General features: G+C 34.0%; 20 protein-coding genes and 5 pseudogenes. 4 read left to right on the top strand and 21 right to left on the bottom strand.

Translation table 11 applies throughout. The features are described from left to right. Positions 1–65: 65 nt before the first annotated feature. The gene (locus JFT89_RS14790) at positions 66–887 is read left to right on the top strand and encodes an HNH endonuclease (protein ID WP_000189680.1); all 822 of its coding nucleotides are present in this window, start codon (positions 66–68) and stop codon (positions 885–887) included. A gap of 228 nt (positions 888–1115) precedes the next feature. On the opposite strand, the gene JFT89_RS30310 is transcribed toward JFT89_RS14790, so the two are convergent. The 7 genes and pseudogenes from JFT89_RS30310 to JFT89_RS14760 form a co-directional block, all read right to left on the bottom strand. Next, complete coding sequence (locus JFT89_RS30310; RefSeq protein ID WP_001289318.1) at positions 1116–1208, bottom strand: putative holin-like toxin; 93 nt, start codon at positions 1206–1208, stop codon at positions 1116–1118. Between the two features lie 143 nt (positions 1209–1351). Continuing rightward, a pseudogene (locus tag JFT89_RS14785) lies at positions 1352–1948 on the bottom strand (LLM class flavin-dependent oxidoreductase); the annotation flags it as partial. A gap of 110 nt (positions 1949–2058) precedes the next feature. Next, positions 2059–2267: pseudogene (locus JFT89_RS14780) on the bottom strand (NUDIX domain-containing protein); the annotation flags it as partial. After that, entirely contained in the window at positions 2260–3315 is a 1056-nt protein-coding gene (locus JFT89_RS14775) for a hypothetical protein (protein WP_016095647.1), read from the bottom strand. The pseudogene JFT89_RS14780 and the gene JFT89_RS14775, both read right to left, overlap by 8 nt. 12 nt (positions 3316–3327) lie before the next feature. After that, positions 3328–3801, bottom strand: coding sequence for a tetratricopeptide repeat protein (locus JFT89_RS14770; RefSeq protein WP_201040300.1), 474 nt, complete (start codon positions 3799–3801; stop codon positions 3328–3330). Between the two features lie 184 nt (positions 3802–3985). After that, complete coding sequence (locus JFT89_RS14765) at positions 3986–4675, bottom strand: phosphopantothenoylcysteine decarboxylase domain-containing protein (protein ID WP_016095648.1); 690 nt, start codon at positions 4673–4675, stop codon at positions 3986–3988. Positions 4676–4687: 12 nt separating this feature from the next. Further along, positions 4688–5488 (bottom strand): AAC(3) family N-acetyltransferase, encoded by an 801-nt coding sequence (locus JFT89_RS14760; protein ID WP_125930143.1) that lies wholly within the window; start codon positions 5486–5488, stop codon positions 4688–4690. 172 nt (positions 5489–5660) lie between these two features. Here JFT89_RS14760 and JFT89_RS14755 point away from each other — a divergent pair. After that, positions 5661–6112: pseudogene (locus JFT89_RS14755) on the top strand (hypothetical protein). 96 nt (positions 6113–6208) lie between these two features. Here the strand turns inward: JFT89_RS14755 and JFT89_RS14750 are convergent. From JFT89_RS14750 to JFT89_RS14705, 10 genes are all read right to left on the bottom strand, one after another. After that, entirely contained in the window at positions 6209–7456 is a 1248-nt protein-coding gene (locus JFT89_RS14750) for a glutathionylspermidine synthase family protein (protein WP_002136864.1), read from the bottom strand. A gap of 20 nt (positions 7457–7476) precedes the next feature. Continuing rightward, positions 7477–8082, bottom strand: a complete 606-nt coding sequence (locus JFT89_RS14745; protein WP_016095650.1) for a hypothetical protein — start codon at positions 8080–8082, stop codon at positions 7477–7479. A gap of 98 nt (positions 8083–8180) precedes the next feature. Beyond that, positions 8181–8606 carry a GNAT family N-acetyltransferase gene (locus tag JFT89_RS14740; protein WP_201040306.1) on the bottom strand — a complete coding sequence of 142 codons (426 nt, stop codon included), beginning with the start codon at positions 8604–8606 and terminating at the stop codon, positions 8181–8183. A gap of 63 nt (positions 8607–8669) precedes the next feature. Then, the gene (locus JFT89_RS14735) at positions 8670–9608 is read right to left on the bottom strand and encodes a DMT family transporter (protein WP_016095652.1); all 939 of its coding nucleotides are present in this window, start codon (positions 9606–9608) and stop codon (positions 8670–8672) included. An 87-nt stretch (positions 9609–9695) separates the two neighbouring features. Then, complete coding sequence (locus tag JFT89_RS14730) at positions 9696–10196, bottom strand: GNAT family N-acetyltransferase (protein ID WP_016095653.1); 501 nt, start codon at positions 10194–10196, stop codon at positions 9696–9698. Positions 10197–10230: 34 nt separating this feature from the next. Beyond that, on the bottom strand, positions 10231–10776 hold the full coding sequence (locus tag JFT89_RS14725; protein ID WP_016095654.1) for a GNAT family N-acetyltransferase: 546 nt from the start codon (positions 10774–10776) through the stop codon (positions 10231–10233). 14 nt (positions 10777–10790) lie between these two features. Beyond that, positions 10791–11492: a nucleotidyltransferase domain-containing protein gene (locus JFT89_RS14720; protein WP_002147188.1), complete on the bottom strand. Its 702-nt coding sequence runs from the start codon at positions 11490–11492 to the stop codon at positions 10791–10793. Positions 11493–11508: 16 nt separating this feature from the next. Further along, positions 11509–12192, bottom strand: a complete 684-nt coding sequence (locus JFT89_RS14715; RefSeq protein WP_016095655.1) for a DNA alkylation repair protein — start codon at positions 12190–12192, stop codon at positions 11509–11511. Positions 12193–12339: 147 nt separating this feature from the next. Beyond that, complete coding sequence (locus JFT89_RS14710) at positions 12340–12795, bottom strand: hypothetical protein (RefSeq protein ID WP_374191877.1); 456 nt, start codon at positions 12793–12795, stop codon at positions 12340–12342. A gap of 604 nt (positions 12796–13399) precedes the next feature. Beyond that, positions 13400–13540 carry a hypothetical protein gene (locus JFT89_RS14705; protein ID WP_002147183.1) on the bottom strand — a complete coding sequence of 47 codons (141 nt, stop codon included), beginning with the start codon at positions 13538–13540 and terminating at the stop codon, positions 13400–13402. Between the two features lie 156 nt (positions 13541–13696). Here JFT89_RS14705 and JFT89_RS14700 point away from each other — a divergent pair, with 156 nt between their 5' ends. Continuing rightward, positions 13697–14152, top strand: a complete 456-nt coding sequence (locus JFT89_RS14700; protein ID WP_002147182.1) for a MarR family winged helix-turn-helix transcriptional regulator — start codon at positions 13697–13699, stop codon at positions 14150–14152. A 905-nt stretch (positions 14153–15057) separates the two neighbouring features. Here the strand turns inward: JFT89_RS14700 and JFT89_RS30305 are convergent. Then, positions 15058–15282 (bottom strand): annotated as a pseudogene (locus JFT89_RS30305) (hypothetical protein); the annotation flags it as partial. Between the two features lie 218 nt (positions 15283–15500). On the opposite strand from JFT89_RS30305, the gene JFT89_RS14690 reads away from it, so the two are divergent. Then, positions 15501–16328 (top strand): peptidoglycan-N-acetylglucosamine deacetylase, encoded by an 828-nt coding sequence (locus JFT89_RS14690; RefSeq protein ID WP_016095659.1) that lies wholly within the window; start codon positions 15501–15503, stop codon positions 16326–16328. Positions 16329–16370: 42 nt separating this feature from the next. On the opposite strand, the pseudogene JFT89_RS14685 reads toward JFT89_RS14690, so the two are convergent. From JFT89_RS14685 to JFT89_RS14675, 3 genes and pseudogenes are all read right to left on the bottom strand, one after another. Further along, a pseudogene (locus tag JFT89_RS14685) lies at positions 16371–16796 on the bottom strand (WapI family immunity protein). Positions 16797–17025: 229 nt separating this feature from the next. Then, positions 17026–18297 (bottom strand): PTS ascorbate transporter subunit IIC, encoded by a 1272-nt coding sequence (locus JFT89_RS14680; RefSeq protein WP_002136884.1) that lies wholly within the window; start codon positions 18295–18297, stop codon positions 17026–17028. A gap of 24 nt (positions 18298–18321) precedes the next feature. Continuing rightward, positions 18322–18591 (bottom strand): PTS sugar transporter subunit IIB, encoded by a 270-nt coding sequence (locus JFT89_RS14675; protein ID WP_000757313.1) that lies wholly within the window; start codon positions 18589–18591, stop codon positions 18322–18324. Between the last annotated feature and the right edge of the window lie 2 nt (positions 18592–18593).

Genomic DNA, 18593 nt, shown 5'->3' with positions numbered 1-18593 from the left:
TCCAAAATCCCATTAAATACACTACAATGAGATTACAGACAAATTTGCAGGTAAAGGTGATAAATATGACACAATGCATCATTTGCAGAAAAGATACGAAAGAACTTAGTGAACAATATGTTATTCCAGAGATATTATGTGGATATTATTTCATAAACTCAATTTGTGATTCATGTCATGAACATATGACAACAAATATTGATCGTCCTTTAATTAGACATAAATTAAGTCAATATAAGATTGAGCAAATGAAAAAACAAATCGATTCCCCTCTCTATACGAATGAACATGGTGAGGAGCTAGCAGCCGCTGAGACAGATGTAGTCGAAGTAAGTGATGAGATACTTTATTCCAATGCATTAATTATGAAACTATGTAAAAAGCACGATATTTCATTACATAATGAAATTTGGAAAGAAGAGCGCGTAACAAAAGTAGCTAGTTCTATTCAACGTGAATTGCTTTTAGATAACCGTAAATATAAAATGAGTGTATTAAAAATGGCTTATACTTTTGCTGTACAAACAATTGATGGCTACTTTGACGATCCAGATGCGATTGATATTTCTACCATTCTATTAAATGCCGATTTCATGGAATTAAAGGAAAAGAGTATCGTTCGTGACTTAAGCAAAAGCTCTTTATGGAATACATTAAATACAACGAGCGAAAACCATTACTTTATTTTACTTAGTGATAAAGACGGGCTATTCTGCTTCATTCGCCTATTTGATATTTTTGATGTTGTTGTTCATTTATCAGAAAAAAGATACAATCTTCCATCACCAATTGTCGGCGTAAATAATGTAGACAAAAAAGGATTTTTTGTGGAAAGTTTAAAACAGTATATGGATGGGCTATTTAAAGAAACTACACGTTCTATTTAATCCATATAGGAACATACGGTCTCCTTTCTTCATGAAAAGACACTGTGTTATAATGAGTGTGAAAAGAACAATACAATCACATAAAACAATTAAAACCTGTATATAAATAAAAAAGACTAGTGTGCGGCTACACACTAGTCCACGTAACTTAGCAGATTGGATTGTTCATTTATCCTATTTGTTTCGTACAAACACAACAACCCACATTCTATAGGCATAGGTGGGTTGTTATTTTTTGAGCTTGTCAATTAAGACGACAATAAACGTTAACAATGCAATGAGAAACAGTCCACCTTGCAGTAACAACGCAATTTCACTCACTTATTATCACCCCCTCCTACTTTGGAGAAGTGATAATTGAACAACCAACCGTACCATAAGTTACCTCTTAATTTTATCATATTTTTTAATTGTTTACGACGAAAACCCGCAAGCTAGTAAGCTGCGAGTTTTTTTATTTTTCATTATTTTTTTAGTGCATATGCATCAGCAATCATTTCACCAACAATTTTATTTTCTTGTTTCTTTTCGTCTTTCAATAGTGGGAATAATAATTCTGCTACTTCATACGCTTCTTCTAAATGCGGATATCCCGATAAAACAAACGTCTCAATTCCTAACGCTTCATATTCTTTTATCCTTTTCGCTACTGTATGTGGATCTCCTACAAGTGCAGTACCTGCACCACCTCTTACAAGTCCGATGCCAGACCATAAGTTAGGACTTATCTCTAACGAATCCCGTGTTCCTTTATTTAAATGTGTCATCCGTTTTTGACCGACTGAATCATATCTTGCAAATGTTTTTTGAGCGAGCTCAATTGTTTCATTATCTACATATTGAATTAACTTCTCAGCCTCTTCCCATGCTTCTTCTTCTGTCTCCCTTACAATTACGTGTAGCCTAATACCAAATCGTACGTTACGCCCCTTCTCTTCCGCAAGTTTTTTTACTTCTTCTATTTTTTCTTTCACTTGCTTTGGTGGCTCTCCCCACGTTAAATATACATTGCTGTGTTCCGCTGCAACTTCTTTACCTGCAGCAGACGATCCACCAAGAAAGCATTCAGTCAACTAGTTTCTTGTTTTTAAAAATAAAATCAATATAATCTCATTTGCTACTCCACAAAAAAGCCCCTTCTAAATTAGAAGGAACTCCAATACCATTATTATTTTACTACCTTCACTTTCAGCCCAGTCTCTTCTTCTATTTCTCTATAAAGTCCAGCTAATAATGATTCTCCATCTTCTAAACTACCACCAGGTAGATCATATCGGTTTCTGTATGGTCCTTTAATTTTATCGATTACTAATAATACTATTATTTTCGATACAAATGCCGTACACCAAACGCACGATGATATTTAGGAGCTTTACTCATGTTTTAACTTTCCCTTAACTACATCATAAAATTTCCGTTCATCGTCTACATTTAAGTGAATACGACTTACTGTTTTAGAAAATCCATATAACAACTGCGCTTTAATTGGCTCTTTTAACGTTATTTCAAAAGTTGGAGGTTCCTTTATAAATTCCATAACAGTTGCGTCAAGAACCTCTTTCTCTTCTTCTTTCTTTAAAGGTTCGCCTTTATAAAACGCAATGTTATCAATTTGTGTAAATGATATAACGATTTTCTTTCCTAATCCAATTTGAATAATCACTTTTTCTTCCGCAACGATAATTGGATTTTTACGCATCGCTTGTATTTCAGCTAAAAAATAAAACATCGCATATATGTTTAAGATGAGTAAAACCCAAGCTATTACTGGATTCCATTGATGAAGTAAATAATGAAAACCGATACTTTCAATTAATGTTGCATGAATAATCATGATATAAACACCTATTGCACCGGTCTTTTTATGATATGAGTATGTGGATTCACTTTCTAATACTTTTTCACGCCACGATAAAAAAGCATAATAGAGTAATTTACACTCTGTTAGAATGATATTTACTGTCTTACTTCTCTTCATATTAGCATCAAATGCTGCATCAATCGCATAAGAAAATGAAGAATACTCACTTCTATATTCTTTATGTCGTTTTATTATTTTAGGAAGTACTCTTATAATTTTATATATAAGAAACAGTTCAAAACATACGAACACAATTTCTCCAGCAACTATTACATACGAAATAAATGAAAAAGCTTGTAAATAATCACTAGGAATTATAAATCTTGCGAATACATATCCAGCTATAACTACAGGAAACATATACGTTAACGAATATCTTTTCCGTATAATAAAGAAATATGTGATGACTGGAATTACAAACATAAAATCTAATAATGAACCGAGGACTACTTCTTTCGGGGCAGCTGGCACTATTGGAAGGGCATACAATAAATAGTTTGATAACATAATTAAAGATACGAGTCCAATCCAAATGCCTTTTTTCCTTCGTGAAATTGATGGATTCATTCCTTCTCTCCTCTATTCAAAAACCTCATTTAAATGGTCTTTATAAAATGAAATAGCACGTTCAAATTCTTTTACCTCATCTACTTTCACAACTGTCTCTAACAGTAATTTCATCGCTTCTTCATGTTCGTTTACGTTATATTTTGCTAATGATAAAAACACTTTCATCACGTCATTTTCCGGGAACTTCTTTATCCCTGCTTCTAATACAGTAATCGCTTTATCATATTCCCCTATACAACGATACGTACTGCCAAGACCGATATACGCACCGCAAAGGAATTCACCATCAAGTCCGTTCGCAATTGCCTGTTCATAATACGGAACCGCCTCCGTTTCAAGACCCATTACATCATGTATCCAAGCGCATTGATATAGCACTTCTGCATCCCTCGTAAAGTTTGTTAATCCTATAAGTATCTCTCTAGACTGCGCATATTTCTTTTCATTTCTAAGTTTAATAGCTTGCTTTAATAAATGTTCCATACAATCCACTCCTCACAAAATGTTCATTATGCATATATCATGTATTACACATTTACGAGCAGCTAATGGCCTATTTCATTGATTTGATTCAATTTAATAATTAGTGAGGGATACGTTCCCCCACTAATTTAATATTAACTCCATTATATACTATGCGACTGCATCTCTTTCTAAAAGCTTAAATCTACATAGTAGTGATACGATTACATAAATGCTCTAACATATTGACAATTTCTTTTGCAGTTTCATCTTTCCCATTACATAACTTCACATTACCGTCTTGTCCAATAACGTGATGCACAGCACCGCGAGAATATAAAGAATGCGGTGAGTTCGCTACCATTACACTTGCTTTTGCATCTTCCATTCTTTTACTTGCTCTTTCAATAAGTTCTGCTTCATTTACGTCACTTTCAAGTTTAAAGCCAACGAGTATCGTTTCTGGATCCCAACTCTTTATTTGTTTTAATACTTTTGGCGCTTTTTGAAAATGAATAATTGGAGCGATGTCACTTGAAATCTTTCCGTTCATATTAAGAACATTTCCATCTTGATCACAAATCTTTTCGACAACCCAATCTGAGCCAGCAGCAGCCATAATAACTGCATCTACTTTTTCATGTGTAATAATACTTTTCATCTTATCTTGTAAATCAATAATCCCCTCAAATGGGTGCAATTCTAATTGGTTATTTACATCCATTGGCTTCTCAGCGAAATAGCCATGCAAATATATTACATGTGCGCCCTTTGTCATTAGCTCTTCCGCAATAATTCTTCCAATCGTACCTTTTGCTAAATTTGTATGCCCACGTACTTGATCCCATTTTTCTAGGCAGCCGCCGCTCGTAATTAATACTTTTTTCCCCTGCATAATAACCATCCCTTACTGATTTTTCGCACGAAACCACTCTGTTCCAAAGTCAACTGCATCACGCTGCCTCATAAAACGGCACGTCGCATTCCCTATCTTCCCACGCGTAACTGTTCCTTTAAGCTCATATTCAACTCCGATTTCTACAAACGTATCAGAATCGTAGTCCATTTCAACGAATTCTTTCCATACTCTTACACCTTCTTCTATAATAGGTGCCCCTACCTTTATTAACTCGCGTGCACCTGTACGTACCTCAGATAAATGTATAGACGTATTAGAGTCATAACCGACACCAAGTAATAATATGTATCCATCTAAATCGTATATTTTTCGTAATGGCGATTCTTCACCAAAACTTATGGAAAGTGAATGATTCGCTGTAATTTCTTCTGCGTGTTGCCCCCATGCTGCAAAACTACTGAGTGGATGATTACTGCGCAATACATTCGGATATGTACGAAAACATTCAACTACTTCTCCCATTGCCCTTGTTGGTGTTATACGCGGATCAAATGCTGGGACGTTATCCCGAATAATTTGCCACCATTCTTCTGGTACAGGTGGTCTTGACCAATGTTTTGGATCGGATAAATCCGAAGATTGCGTCGGCATAATTATCGTTCCTTCTTCTGTAACAACTTTCATTAACGCTTCTACTACGGCAACTGCACCGCCTGATATCCAACCGATTGAACTTAATGAAGAATGTACAATAACTGTCATTCCCTTTTCTATCCCTAATGCTTTTAAATCATTTGTAATTGTTTCGATTGTATTTGGAAATTGTGTATTCGCCACTATGTCATTCATTTTCACGATTGTTCCCCCATTTTGCTTTAAACTAATACATACATATATTATCATATTCTTCTTAATTTTTAACATAATCATACAGATTACTATAGACCTATCGTTCTTATCATATCGGAAACAGTTAAATTATGGTGTATTTATTTAAAATTAATAAAGGAAGGTGCACACAATGAAGAAAATTATATTACCCCTTTTCATATTAGGGATTATTAGCTTAAGTGGCTGTACTTTTTCTAATAATGAATATGAAGATTTTTGGGTGTTAGAAAAATCTAGATATAACGAAGGTGGATATGGCCCTTCAAACTTATATGAAAAGGCACAGGAAGATCCAACTATGATTCATTACTCAAACGATAGCATTAGTGAAGGAAAAAGGATGGTATATTTAGCATTTGGAGAAAAGTATAAAAACGATAAAATTACAGTAAAAGAAGTTACAGACGAAAAAGATACATTAGTTATCGTCTTACGTATTGAAAAAAACAAAGGAAAAGATAAAAAACCCTGTTATGTATATCGGTGTGCCTAAACTTAGAGATTCTATTAAAATTGTAGATGAAGATGGTATGAAAATTTTTTGAAATGAAACAAAATGAAAGCGTTACATCAAAGCAATGATCACTCTAGCACTCTTAATTCAAGCTTTATACTCATATGAAAGAGCCCATCACAAATGATGCGCTCTTTGTTAATTACCTTTTAATTCAAATGTTGCTACCCTTCAATCGTAACTCCAGTAAACATCGATAAATTCCCTGTTATTCTTTCACCTACTCGTAAAAACAGTCCAGCGGCTCTTCCGCTAATACAATGAGAACCGATAAGTAGTTTACCAGTATACGGTCCATCCCACGTATCAATTGTATAGTCAGGCATGTCTACATATTGCTGATATATTTTTCGTTGTTCAAAATAATACTCTGTTTGATCTTCAGCCAATAGTTCATCATTGTCATAAATAGATACTCCGCCGCCTTCGCGACCAAATAACGGTTTTGAAACATATGATTCTTTTCTTTCTAAGAATCGTTTATTTGTGAAATACGTTGGAAGGAAGTATTTCTTAATAATCTCTCGCTCTTCTTTTTCAAAGAAAACTTCATCTTCATAAAGTTGCCAAATTAATGCGAGCATACCTTTATTTTGCATAACAAAAGCAGCCGGTGGGTTAATAATTTGCACCTTTCCTTGTGCGATATGATTTAAAAATTGCAGACCGATTCTTTTACCATTTTTATCAGTATCTGAAACTAAATATTCAATTGGATATAAACGATATAAGTATTTAATTTTATCGCCTGCCGGGGTGTATATTCCATCATCTGCAACAACGATATCTTGTATTCCTACATAATCGGTTTGTTGCTGTAAACAATAACTTCTTAAAAACTGAACGGTTTGATGATCTTCATCATGCCAATCGTAGCTTGTAAAATAAATCGTTTCGTCAGGACTTATTTTGTAATCATGTTTAATTTGTTCCCAAGCTTGAACGACGTGTTCTTCAATATGATTCGGATGATTCACATCGTGATATCGACACAATACTTCATTAGCGACAGATGGTTCTAAATAACCTGTCGGAGTATCGCAATTTACTTCAATTAATTTAATATCATCATGATTTACGATGAAATCAAGCCTTGTAAAATATGAAAATAAACCAGTATGTTTCATTCTTGCAATTTCCCACGTCTCTGGTGGAAAACCAAGTTTTTGAAATTGTGCTGGTGTATTTGTAATGTATTGATATGTTTTATATAACACATACATAATTTCTTCTGTCGCTTTAGAAATTGCAGTATATGTACGTACTGGCATACGATACATACTAGTTGCCATATATTGATTCCATTCTTCACTCTCTAACAAACTCGGCCATGTAAATCCATTTCTACCAGCCTCTTCTGCAAGAGAAAACCAGATTTTCATATACTCTTCCTGTTCTTTTTCTGTATACATTTCTCCATTATCCTTTCAAATTAGGATCCAGCTGGTGCTTTTGCGTTTCCAATTCCATTTGAACCAGAATTCACTTTTGGCGTTTGTGTAGTAGATGATTTTGACGTATTTGAATCTGGCGTCACTTTAGTTGAACTGTTCGGCTGTTGCTTATTCAAATCCACTTTCTTTGAAGAATCATTATTACTACTAGTGCCACCGTAATACCCACCACCGCTGCCACCACTTCTTCGCTCATCCTTTTCACGGTATGGGATAATATTATTTTCATATGGTTTCTTTGTAAGATTTGGTTTCGCAGTATTATACATATTCGACGTCTTACTTGCTAATAAATATCCAGCAACGAACGGAAGTATTGGCAGATGGGAGCTCTCATTATTAAATGAAGCAGGTGAATTATTATCTCTACATAATTCTTCTTTTTCTATATTTTCTGTCGTTGGCGCTTTATCATCACAATTTAATGTTTCTTGTTCGCTTTCTTGCTTCATACCATCTGTTTTTACCGCACTACTTTCTTTTTGTGCGTTCTCTTCATCATTATCAGCACATCCTGTTAATAAAAAAGATGACACTCCTATTGAAGCTGCAATTTTCACAAATTTGCTTTTATCCATTTTCATGTGTTATACACCTAATTTCCATTTATCTATATTTTTCCAATTACCTTTATTATATACTGTATATATCATTTTTTTCAAACTAAACTAAATATGTAAAATTACATATTTCGCATACTTTTAAACTGTTCATTCCCGAGATAGCAATGAAATCTTTCCACCCCCGGATATTTTTCTCCCAGACTTTTAATCTTAAACCTACACTTTTTATAAAATTCGACTGCCTCTTCGTCTGTCTCTGCCTCTATATACGTTAACTCATACTTCCTAATTATTTCTCTTATCATTTGAAGTGCAATTCCTTGATGACGATACATTTCAGCAACAGCTATGTGACACATTTCCGCTCTATTTGTATCAATTAATGCAATACCTATGCAACCCATATTCCCATATTTATATAGCACTGCATGATTATTTGCATACAGTGACACCGCTTTAATTAAGCTTACTTCACTCGGACCGGTCGCATGCTTTAATACTCCCTTAATTGGATATATTTCTAAATGCTCAACACGTTGTAACATCATACTTCCATATCCTTTCTTATGAAAAAAGACTAGCTCTTTATTAAAAAAGAGCTAATCTTTTTACGCGGTTATTTTTTCCTCTTTTTTTACAACTACAGCTACATAACTATGCAATATCATTCCGACAATTACAAGACTCATTCCAACCCACGATAAAGAAGACGGAATTGGAGCCGATAACCAGATCAGCTCTCCTACTAATGCAAATAAAACTTCACCAGACTGTGTCGCCTCGACTGTTGCTAATTTTTGTGGATTATCTTTTACAAGATCTGTCGCAAAGAAAAATAATACTGTCGCAATTAAACCTGAGCTAACCGCTACAATAAAACATTGGAAAACTTGGCTACTTGACGGTAATCCGCCTGTAGATACTTCGTAACCAGATAGTATAAACCAAAATGGTAAACTTGCTAATGTCATACCGAGAACCCGCTGGAATACATCTAATTCCCCTTTACAAACTTGCATCATTTTTCGATTTCCAAGAGGATACGCAAATGCTGCAATGAGGACAGGAACTACACATAAAACGGTTTCACGAATTCCTAATGAAGAAGCATGTTCTACTTGCATAAGTACAACACCGAATAAAATAATGCCCGACATAACTAATTCCTTCATAGGAAGTTTCTTATGCAATGGGTCTACCGCAAAAAATGGTGTTAACAAAATCCCTGCGACGATCGTAATTTGCCATGTTGATGCTACAAGCCAACCTGGTCCGAACGCACCTGCAAAGCTAAGTGGTGCATAAAAAAGACCAAATCCAACAATACTCCATAACAACCATTCTTTCGGATTTTTTTTCATGTATTGAAAGAGTTGTTTTAAGTTCCCTCTATACATGACAATTAGTAATAGCATGGGAACCATAAAGTAATACCGTAATGATGCACTCCAAATCCAACTTCCACCTTCTAAGTCCATCGATCGGTTTAACACAAAGGTAAAGGCAAAGAAAAACGATGCCAATATCCCTATTGCAATAGCTTTCATCTTAAAACCCCTTATATAGTTTCTCCTTTTACTATATAACAAAATGAATATAATTAATATTCAAAAATCTAATTATGGATGTAGTCTTTAAAGAAACAACACCATATTTTCATCATCACTATACACACCATTCACCTTTATAGCTCTTTTTTCAATTCCATACGTTTTAAAGCCCATTGATCCATACAATTTTTTTGCTGGTTCGTTTGTGGATACAACTCCTAAGGTTAATTGCTCTAGTTTTATTACTCGCGCTCTTTGAATGGCATTTGCTATTAACTCATGTGCCAATCCGTTCCGCCTGTTTTGTGCATCTACATACATCGCAACGATATGACCTTTATGCTTATATGCCTCTTTCTCTTCCATTAGTAAAGTGACAACTCCAATTAATTGATTTTCTTCATTAAAAGCACCAAATGTACAACTACTATTAGATGATAAATTACTAGCAACTCGCTCAAGAGGATTCTCCTGGCTCACCGCTTCTTCATAAGTTGTTATAAATGCCTCTGGATTTACTTGCAATGCTTGTAAACGTAACTCCCAATATTTTTCCGCATCCTCTTTTGTAAGTAATCGAATCATCTTTCTCTATCCCCTTTAGGTTTACATAATATTTTTACAAACTACTAATTATAGATTGATATTCTTCTCTTAACATACTATAACGATAGCGATGAATGAACTTACCTTGACGTAATCGATCATTTCTCATTAGTCCTTCGCAAACAAATCCAGCGTTTTCATAACTCTTTCTAGCTTGTAAATTATCTTCGTCTACTCGTAGCCAAATTTTTTCTAATTGGAATTCAGAAAAGCCGATTTGTAACATACTGTATAGAGCTGCCATTCCATATCCTTTACCCCAATATTCTTTATTTCCAATTGCAATTCCTAGTTCAGCATTTTTATTTGTATTATCAAAGTTTTTTAGGTCTACCCATCCAATGTGTACACCCTTATCAGTTAGAACAGCTCTTTGTTCATATCCATTCTCTCGACTTATACACGTTTCAATCCACCTTCTCGTATCTTCACGAGTGAACGGTGGATATTGATCTGGTACAACTAAGTGCTTTGTTACTTCTGTATCTAATGACCACCTGTACCGATCTTCTACATCATCTAGTAATAGTTCTCTTAATTGAACAATTGGTAAATTCATTTTGCTACCCCTTCTCATTTCCCTATAGAAAATCCTTCGAACATTCTTCCCCCATACTCTTCTAACGTTTTTTCTATAAAAGCGATTAACTCCTTTTTCTCACCTGTTTTATAAAAGTGATCAAAAACCCTAACAAATTTCTCCGCATATACTTCGTCATACCTTTTCAACACTCTAATGAACCATTTTGAATTTCCAAGCCATTGTCCATTTACCCTCAAAACATATTCATGTACTAAATCAGCTAATAAGTTTGCGATAAACAACTCTTCTTCTCTCTTTGTTGCACCAATGAAGTCATCCAAAGTATCCGTAATAAAATAGCGTTTCTGCTTCATCGTTTCCTCTGTCCATTTTTCTGGTCCTTTATTTAATAAATCATTCGCTTCTCTTTTGAGTATCTTTACAATTTCATCTTTTCCTTTTAACACAATACCTTCTGAAACTAATTGAGGTAATGAAGGTCTCCCGCGCTCACAATCACTTTTGAAAAAGGTTTTATACGTTTCAAAATTATGTACGAATACTTCAACAGGCCAACCATTACTATAGAAAGATTCTCTATAACAAGATGACAAACTTTGGTCAAATATTACAATATCAAGGTCAGATGTTTTCGTAGCCTCTCCCCTAGCAACACTTCCCCCTAGTAAAGCAACATCACAATTCGAAAATTGTGATGTGATTATGTTTTGTGCCGCTTCAATTGGTTTCATAGCCTTTCCTCTTTTCTTATTTCACTTTCTTTTTTTCAGCTCTTTCTCTTGTCTTTTTCATATAGGATTCTGCATCTGGTGTTTTACATGACGTCGCACCATGATCAACTTCTACTTTTCCAATTTCGCGTGCAATTTCAATTGCTTGTTGTTCTAAAGCTTCATTTCGAACCCCTATCGCAATTAAAGCCCTATTCATCGCTTCTCTTTTTCGATTTTTTTCATTATGTATATGAACTTTAATCTCTTCTAAATACGATAAGAAAAAGTCATCGTCTAACGTTTTATTTTTTATTGCGATATTCGCTAATAATGACCAACCAGCTCTTCCAATCCATTCATCATCAGACTTCGTCCATTCTTCCATTCTTTCTATCGCGATTGGCGACGTACATATAGCTGTCATAAGAACGTCCATTAAACAATAATAATCAACATCCTGAACCCATCTATTTAACTGTTCTGACGTTAGTTTCTTCGGATCTAAAACCATCGTTGCTAAAGTCATTGCGTCCATATTTTTTGTTTCCCATAATGAGATTGCTAAATCATGATCCTTTTTTATCTTCTTTTTCAACAATTTTAAATTTGCAAAACTAACTCCAAATAACGGCTCTTTTGCCCCATGATTTTTAAAGGTTTTACGGTTTTGTTCTGTTCCATATTCTTCTAGTTGCTGCATTACTTCTTCAAGTAACATAGATCCACCTCTTTTATATATTTTGTTGCCTTCACATATGTATGTACGATATATTCTACATTATTTTTTGGTTTTCCTATATTTTTTTTTAAAATACGGTATGTGAAATTTTATGGATGTTCTTTAAAATAAAAAACATCCTCTTCCTTATTTTTCACACGGCTGTTCATTCACACTCTGTATACAATACTCCTCTAGCGCATGTAGCGGGTTTATTATGTTCCTTCCTATTATATTTTCTACCCTTGTAGCAGCGTCTACCATAGATAATTGTGCAACTGAAAGCATTTCGTTTCTATCTTTCATAATTTCATATAAATACTTTTCTAATTTAGCATCATGCTCTTCTTTACGACCTTGCATAATTAACTCAAATATCCCTTCTATCACTTCTACTTTTACATGTATGGATTTATTATTCTGCCGAGCGTATTGTTTTAAACGTTCCATCGTTCCTGAAACCGTACGATTATTTGTAAAAAGTATTGTTTGTGGCTCTTTAACCTGACAAATCATTTCAAAGAATGGCTCATCAATTTTCAATATAGGTATGTCAATTTTGAAATTCTCATCTACTAGCGGAATGTCATATTTACAACGCATTAATGCATCTTGCAACTTCGCTTGAAATTGCAGTGCTTGTGTTTCTTTATCCAGGAACAATGTACCGTGGATCAGTGGTCTGTATCGATGAAAGCCGACTGAATCCTGATACGGTTTACCAACTGGTGTTTACAAATAGAAAAAAGGAGACTTTGTTTCCTGCCTTCTTGTTGTATGTCCATTTACATCAGTAGTATCTTGAATGAATTTTAGTACACTAGTTAAATCAGATGAAACCAAGTTCATTCATAACCTCTCCCACTCTGTCTTCAAGCCAGCGTAATTAATAGGAGTGTTATTCATGCCAAATACATTAAGACTCGTTATCTTTATTGTTGTTGCAATTGGTGCAATCATTAACTTATACCTAGAGTTTAAAAAGCCTAAAAAAGTATATTCTCAATAATTTTTCTATCGATACTCCTTATTGGGGCCTCAGGATTAATTAAAGATATTTTATCTCGACTTTTATAGATGAATAAAACTCAATATTCCGTCAATATTATAGATAGGCGATAGCCAGAACTCATTTAATGAAGTCCCTAACCTTTCTCCTTTCCCCCTTTTTGGAGAACCGAGCAATTAGCTTTTGCTAGCTGCTCTTTTATTTCGCATCATCTATATAAAACTCAGCAACATGTGTAATTAAGTTGGCTAAAGTTTTAATTACTTCTTTAGAATTCTTCTTATCTTCAACTGCATTTTCGATATATGGCTTCAATTCTTCAAATAATTCGTAATCCATAAATTATCAATTCCCCTTTTCTACAAAATGAAATTTTTATTAAGTTCTCTATTAATAACGTATATTGATTTCTTTTCTGAATTAGTTTAAAAGTAAATAGTTCAACGTTGAACTGTTCAGTGTTACACTAAGTAAAAAAGAAAGGAAATGAGTATTATGAGTTTAAAAAATCTAAGTTTCAAACAAGCAGGAGAAGTTGTCCAGTCATTCGCAACAATAAACAAAGAAATTATAAAGTTCACACATCAAAACGCTTCCAGTTTAGGATTAACAGTACAACAAATGGGTATCTTAAATACAATTTATGCAATCCCTAATATTACTCTTAAAGAGATTTCAGAACGTCTTTCAGTTCCTAAAAGTACAGTGAGTGTGAATGTAGATGAATTAGTTAATCTAGAGTTTATCGAGCGAAAACAATCAGATGAAGATCGTAGGGAAATAAAATTAAAAGTAACAAACCAAGGACAAGAAGCATCGAAAAAATCCATTGAAAACTCTACTTCCTACAAAGCAATGGAACTAGCACTACAACAGCTTCAAGAAGATGATGTTCAAACATTATTGCGTATTCATAAAGATTTATTAATCTCTCTACAGCAATTTCGTTAATTGATGTAAACCATTTTAAACACAAATTCTAATTCTTATTTTCCAAAGAACCGAACATTTAGCTTTTGCTAACTGTTCTTTTATTTAAAATAGCGTTTTTGTTCGAACTGATGCCACATATATTTGGACACATTTACCAGTATTTTTACCAAAAAATTCATGATATGGTTAATTAGTCGAGTACGTCATTACTTGACGATTACCCTTAGAATCCCCGCAGACAAACGGGGTTTCTTTTATTTTAGTAGCTTTTTGGTTAAAAGCCTTTCACACTTAAACTAGACAAGCATACGTTATTGTATGGAGACCCTCCAAGCATAGCGAACCTTTCACCTTTTAACTGGACAAGCATATGTTATTGTATGGAGACTCTCCACTCATAGAAATCTACCTTTTTTGTCAAAGAGCATACTTATATGTGTGCTCTTTTTCGCTTGTTATGAAAAAAAAGATTTTGTTCTGTGACAGGCTCAATACATCTAGTTAAGGCATACAATATTAAAAATTCACTCATGAAAATCTGATTACGACTTTTCGAATTTTTTATATCTCATGAGACATTCACCTGCCTTACTAAGAGTGCATATAAAATGTGCTCTTTTACTTTGTTGTTAAATAACGCTTTTGTTTGGTTTTATATCCTTTTATTCCTCGTAATTGAGTTTCTCTCTAAACATTCTTTTTAATCGTTGAAGTCTAAGTTCATCGCCTTCAAAATCGTCTTCGTGTAACTCTTTCATTACTTCAAAGTGTTTATCGAAATAATATTCGTTTTCACAACCTACAAAATGCATCATCTTCACTTCATCAACTGTAAAACACTCGCCTTTTTTCTCATCAAAGCACATTTCGTACTCTTTCCCTTTGATAAAACAATGATCTGGTGTTCCGTCACTATTTCTTCCTGTACAAGTTAATAAAAGTGTATCTACATCACTTTTGGCTATATACTTTATAATATCTTTTAAATTATTTCGTCCTTGTTCTTTTTCAAAATCGCAATCTTTTTTTAATATGCGTGATAAGATGGGATCTACAAAATGGAGTATTTCGATTCCAAAAGATTGCAACGCTCGGTCAATGTATTCAATATTCGAATGATGAGCATGTAAACAAGCTAGTTTTTTCATACTTATCCTCCCTTTCTAAAACAAAAAACATGAATGAACCATTTTACATACAGTTCCATTCATTTAATTCTTGTTTCATTTTTTCAAACCTGTAAAACAGTGAAATCTTGCATACTTTATTACAAACTTTTTTGCGCTTGTAATAAAGTTTTTTTGCATTTCCCCCTCTAAAATTGCTAATATAGTAGAGTAGAACTTTTATAGAGAGTAGGAAAATTATGCACAATGGAATTCGGATGACAACTTTAGTGAAAAGGGCTCTGTTGATTTGCGTCGGGGTATTGTTTACATACGAAGCTGCTTATGGATCAACACATACTGCTCTAGCAAGTACAGAGGATGAAACTAAATCTGTTCAACTTGTAAGTGAAATCCAAACATCCCTAGCACCAAAAGAAGCTCCAAAACACTATAACGGGCAGGTTAGAAAAGTCGCTTACTTAACATTTGATGATGGTCCTGGAAAATACACAGCTGAGCTTTTAGATATGTTAAAAAGTGAAAATGCAAAAGCAACATTCTTCCTAATTGGTTCAAACGTGAAGGCTTTCCCTGATCTTGTAAAACGTGAAAATACTGAAGGCCACTACGTTGGGATGCACAGTATGACTCATAACTACAAGAAGCTTTACACAGAAGGTCATTACGTTGATGAAATGAAAGAAGACCAAGGCTTAATCGCTGGCGTTCTAGGAAAATCACCAGTATTAACTCGTCCAGCTTACGGCTCAATGCCGGGATTAAATGAAGCCCTTCGCAACAAAGTTGTCGAAAATGGTTTAAAAGTTTGGGACTGGACAATTGATTCATTAGACTGGAAATACAACAAAATGCCAGTAGACGCTGCATCTGCTAAAATCGTAGAAAACGTTCTACATGGTGCTACAAACCCAACAGAAGTTATTCTAATGCATGATATTCATCCACAATCAGTTAAAGCAGTACCTGGAATTATTAAAGGGCTGAAAGAAAGAGGATATGAATTAGAAGCCTATAATGAGAACGAACACTTCCCATTAAACTTCTGGCATGATAATCGTATGTAATAAAAAGACTTGATTCCCTCTTGTAGGTTATCAAGTCTTTTTTTATCGTTTTGGGAATTTCCTTTGTTGCTCTTCAATAGAACGAATCATATTCTCTCTATCCTCTTGAGTTATACTGATAGAAAATTCGTACTCCTCTTCCTTACACCATGCGGGTTTAAGTTCCAGCGATAAGCGAATAACAAGATGAAACTCCTCTTCTTTTTCTCCCATAAATTCAAACTCTAAATTTGGTTCCATGAAAGCTAGTTCGTTATATGTAGGGTTTGGTAATGCTTGAAACCATTTTATCATGTACTGTAAGTCGGAAGTTTGTAAAAAAGGATCCATCGTTTCAAAAACTTTATTTTCTTCTGATAGTTTCGCTTTTACTCTTAACTAATTTCTATCACACTCGTCTTTTGCATCTTTATATTGGTAATTTACAACCTCTAAATGTAATGATATTTTTTCATTTTTAAAATTCATGCATAGACCCCTTTCATTTTACCCTATTTTGAAAATATACTTTTCTGTTTTAATATTAGCCCTCAAGAAAAATCAAAAAGTGTACAAACAATCAATACAATAATAACACATGTTATTTCAAACTAACTCCTATATTCAAATCCCCTCACTTTCTTACACTATAATATTTACATTTAATAAAAAGACTTGAATTCATAATTAGAATTCAAGTCTTTTTATGCTCTATTCTTTAGAAAATATTACCCAGCAATTTCGCAATTTCACTAATTAAAATACCAACAACAGCAAAGTCAGAATCACCGAATGTTGTATTTTCAAATCCTAATCCACCTAATATAGGTAGTAATATAGCTGGTAGGAATGAGATTAATAATCCATTTACAAAAGCTCCAAGTATTGCTCCTCGTCTTCCTCCAGTTGCATTTCCAAATACAGCAGCTGTTGCCCCTGTGAAGAAATGAGGGATTAATCCTGGCACTATTACACTTAATCCGATAAACGGAAGAATAAACATAGATAGTAATCCAGCAATAAAACTTGTTAAAAAGCCAATAATAACTGCATTTGGCGCGAATGGGAAGATTGTTGGACAATCTAATGCTGGTTTGGCATTTGGTACAAGTTTATCTGCTATCCCTTTAAATGCAGGGACAATTTCTGCAATCAACATACGGACACCAGCTAGAATAATATATACACCCGCAGCGAATGTAATCGCTTGCATGAATGAATACACGAGATAATTTTGTCCGTTACTTAATTCTGTTTCGATAAAGTTTTTCCCAGCAAATGGTGCAACAATAAAGAATAACACAGCCATTGTTAATGACATAGAAACTGATGTATCACGTAAAAACCCTAATGACTTCGGTACTTTAATTTGTTCTGTAGATTTTTCCTTATTTCCAAATTTACTACCAACAAATCCTGCTGCTAAATACCCAACTGAACCGAAATGGCCAATTGCGATATCATCCATTCCCGTAATTTTTCTAACATACGGTTGAAGTAGAGCTGGAAAAATGACCATAAGTAATCCTAAAATAATAGACCCACTAATAACTAGTGAAGCGCCTTTCATCCCTGTAGTTGAAAATACAGCTGAAATTAAACATGCCATGAATAAGGTATGATGACCAGTTAAAAATACATATTTAAATCTTGTAAATCGTGCAATTAGTAAATTAGCAATCATCCCAAATACCATAATTAATGCCGTTTCTGTTCCTAAAGTTTGCTGCGCTATCGCAACAACAGCTTCGTTATTTGGAATAATCCCTTTAATATGAAATGCTTTATCAAATATTTTACCAAAAACATCTAAAGCCCCTATTAATATAGTAGCTCCGCCTCCTAAAACGACGAAGCCCATAATTGTTTTTAATGTTCCTGAAACTGTATCTGCAAAATTCTTTTTTTGCAATAGTAAACCACACATAGCAAACAATCCAACTAATATTGCAGGCTGTCCCAAAATATCCTTCATTATTAAATCAAACATAGCACTACTCCCCTTTCACAGTTTCTACATCAGGTGTTTTTGTAATGCTTCTTTAATTTCATTTAAATCTAGAATGTTTGTTAATCCAGCAACTGTGCGAGTACCATCTTCAAGGTTGCAAATGATATCTTTCGCACCTAAATATAGATCTGCTTGTTCTGATTTACTTGATGCTAAATCCGTATGAGAAACTTCAGCTTGCATACCAAGTTCAGTTAATATTTTCTTTACATTCATTTCTATAATAAAACTACTTCCTAATCCATTTCCACATACAACTAATACTTTTTTCATTT

Source organism: Bacillus sp. TH25, from assembly GCF_016650935.1.
In the GTDB taxonomy this organism is placed as follows: domain Bacteria; phylum Bacillota; class Bacilli; order Bacillales; family Bacillaceae_G; genus Bacillus_A; species Bacillus_A mycoides.
The sequence above is the reverse complement of the archived record's forward strand: the minus strand, read 5'-3'. Positions and strand labels throughout refer to the sequence as shown.

Coding starts and splice junctions, on each gene's coding strand:
- JFT89_RS14790 (WP_000189680.1), top strand. CDS start 66: ATGACACAATGCATCATTTGCAGAAAAGATACGAAAGAACTTAGTGAA.
- JFT89_RS14775 (WP_016095647.1), bottom strand. CDS start 3,315: ATGAATCCATCAATTTCACGAAGGAAAAAAGGCATTTGGATTGGACTC.
- JFT89_RS14770 (WP_201040300.1), bottom strand. CDS start 3,801: ATGGAACATTTATTAAAGCAAGCTATTAAACTTAGAAATGAAAAGAAA.
- JFT89_RS14765 (WP_016095648.1), bottom strand. CDS start 4,675: ATGCAGGGGAAAAAAGTATTAATTACGAGCGGCGGCTGCCTAGAAAAA.
- JFT89_RS14760 (WP_125930143.1), bottom strand. CDS start 5,488: ATGAATGACATAGTGGCGAATACACAATTTCCAAATACAATCGAAACA.
- JFT89_RS14750 (WP_002136864.1), bottom strand. CDS start 7,456: ATGTATACAGAAAAAGAACAGGAAGAGTATATGAAAATCTGGTTTTCT.
- JFT89_RS14745 (WP_016095650.1), bottom strand. CDS start 8,082: ATGAAAATGGATAAAAGCAAATTTGTGAAAATTGCAGCTTCAATAGGA.
- JFT89_RS14740 (WP_201040306.1), bottom strand. CDS start 8,606: ATGTTACAACGTGTTGAGCATTTAGAAATATATCCAATTAAGGGAGTA.
- JFT89_RS14735 (WP_016095652.1), bottom strand. CDS start 9,608: ATGAAAGCTATTGCAATAGGGATATTGGCATCGTTTTTCTTTGCCTTT.
- JFT89_RS14730 (WP_016095653.1), bottom strand. CDS start 10,196: ATGATTCGATTACTTACAAAAGAGGATGCGGAAAAATATTGGGAGTTA.
- JFT89_RS14725 (WP_016095654.1), bottom strand. CDS start 10,776: ATGAATTTACCAATTGTTCAATTAAGAGAACTATTACTAGATGATGTA.
- JFT89_RS14720 (WP_002147188.1), bottom strand. CDS start 11,492: ATGAAACCAATTGAAGCGGCACAAAACATAATCACATCACAATTTTCG.
- JFT89_RS14715 (WP_016095655.1), bottom strand. CDS start 12,192: ATGTTACTTGAAGAAGTAATGCAGCAACTAGAAGAATATGGAACAGAA.
- JFT89_RS14710 (WP_374191877.1), bottom strand. CDS start 12,795: ATGCGTTGTAAATATGACATTCCGCTAGTAGATGAGAATTTCAAAATT.
- JFT89_RS14705 (WP_002147183.1), bottom strand. CDS start 13,540: ATGGATTACGAATTATTTGAAGAATTGAAGCCATATATCGAAAATGCA.
- JFT89_RS14700 (WP_002147182.1), top strand. CDS start 13,697: ATGAGTTTAAAAAATCTAAGTTTCAAACAAGCAGGAGAAGTTGTCCAG.
- JFT89_RS14690 (WP_016095659.1), top strand. CDS start 15,501: ATGCACAATGGAATTCGGATGACAACTTTAGTGAAAAGGGCTCTGTTG.
- JFT89_RS14680 (WP_002136884.1), bottom strand. CDS start 18,297: ATGTTTGATTTAATAATGAAGGATATTTTGGGACAGCCTGCAATATTA.
- JFT89_RS14675 (WP_000757313.1), bottom strand. CDS start 18,591: ATGAAAAAAGTATTAGTTGTATGTGGAAATGGATTAGGAAGTAGTTTT.